We start from the raw sequence: 997 nt of genomic DNA on the forward strand, positions 1-997 counted from the left end.
ATAGCACGGTACACAGTGGTATTGAAGTAGGTAGTGAATGGCATTTCACACCACGCTTTTCGATGACGCTCTCTTACCAATATCTGACGGATGCACTCAACGTCGATAGTCCTGAAATTGCGAAAGAGTTTGATCAGCAAGCCRTCAAAATTGGCGTGTTGTTCGACATCTAACGATGTGGCCACAAGGAGGTGGCGTATTTGATACTTGATGCTACGAAAAAACTAAGAAATAAAACGAAGAAGCAAAAAGGAGGCCGCAGCCTCCTACAGTGTTGAAGCATAACAATGCTTAACGCCAAACGCCCCACTCGCCACGTCGTCCCCGGCTCTTCACCGTAGTCCACCATTGCGCAGTCCATTCTCGGCCATTGTGGCTAACCACATCACCCGCGACTATACACTTTATCTTTGCTCCAACCGTTGGTAGGTAACGTCGGAGGCGTGGTATCCGCTTTGATCAACGAAAGCGCGTAGCTAAAGTTCGCGCTAGGTGCATGCACTTGGTTAGCAAACAGATTGCTGCTGTCGTACATGTAGTGGTTCATCTCTTGGTGCCAAATGCCGATGTACCAATCTTTATTTGTTGACCATTAAATGCCCGCCAGCTCCGCAGCCCAAGTGCCGGTGTTGTTGGCAGAAATAGCCAATGAGATGTCCACTAGCTCAGCACCAGTTGCGTCAAAGGTACGCAGAAGCGAACCGTATCACCGGATCAACAGGGCCAAAACCTTGTGGTACGAAATAGCCAAGTACGCTGAGGTTGTTACCTGGTTCCGTTGGTGGATCGGTTGGGTCTGTAGGCGGCGTAGTGCCTCCACTTCTCAAGGTGATGTCACTGCAATTATAAAAACCTTCGCCAACCACATCAATGCGCTGCCAACGAGTGTAGAGAATGGCATCGCCACTGCGATCCGCCGGGAAGGTCACTTTCATGCGGTRGCGTTTTTGTTCATCCACCACGATGTCCCCAGCAGTATCAATCAAGTCGAGATCAT

At 49.7% G+C, this 997-nt stretch carries 1 pseudogene; it reads right to left on the reverse strand.

From position 1 onward, the window contains the following. Positions 1–291: 291 nt before the first annotated feature. Positions 292–997: pseudogene (locus CIK04_RS25360) on the reverse strand (lytic polysaccharide monooxygenase); the annotation flags it as partial.

It is taken from the genome of Vibrio sp. 03_296 (genome assembly GCF_002265885.1).